We start from the raw sequence: 430 nt of genomic DNA, 5'->3' as shown, positions 1-430 counted from the left end.
AGAAACTTGGAGGGAATGGGCGCATCGATGCCCTGTTTAACAAATTTGTAAATTTAGAAATCGCGGAGGAAAATACAAATGCAACAAATTACTGAAATCATCACAAATGGTGCAATCAGCATCCTTGTTATTTTAGCAGGGGTAACAGTTAAAGCAACTAAGGATTTTTTGATTAAAAAAGGTGGCGAAAAGACCATCAAAATTATTGAAATCTTGGCCAAAAATGCGGTCAATGCCGTTGAGCAAGTCGCTTCTGAGACTGGCTATAAGGGCGAGGAGAAGCTGGAACAGGCACGAACTAAAATCCGTGCTGAGCTTAGCAAGTACAATATCAGCATGACTGATAAGGACTTGGATACATTCGTTGAGTCAGCAGTCAAACAGATGAATGATGCGTGGAAAGGGGAATAAACAAATGAAAAAAAACGAC

Annotated in this window: 1 protein-coding gene; it reads left to right on the top strand. The window is 40.0% G+C overall.

Translation table 11 applies throughout. The annotated features are described in order from the left end of the window. Positions 1-78 precede the first annotated feature (78 nt). Positions 79-411: a phage holin gene (locus HMPREF2613_RS06340; RefSeq protein WP_070479762.1), complete on the top strand. Its 333-nt coding sequence runs from the start codon at positions 79-81 to the stop codon at positions 409-411. Positions 412-430: the final 19 nt, after the last annotated feature.

Source organism: Streptococcus sp. HMSC070B10 (assembly GCF_001808665.1).
Lineage (GTDB): Bacteria > Bacillota > Bacilli > Lactobacillales > Streptococcaceae > Streptococcus.
This window is presented reverse-complemented; position numbering and strand designations above follow the sequence as displayed.

Bases quoted from the DNA above. Each gene is read 5' to 3' on its own strand.
- HMPREF2613_RS06340 (WP_070479762.1), top strand. From the start codon at position 79: ATGCAACAAATTACTGAAATCATCACAAATGGTGCAATCAGCATCCTT.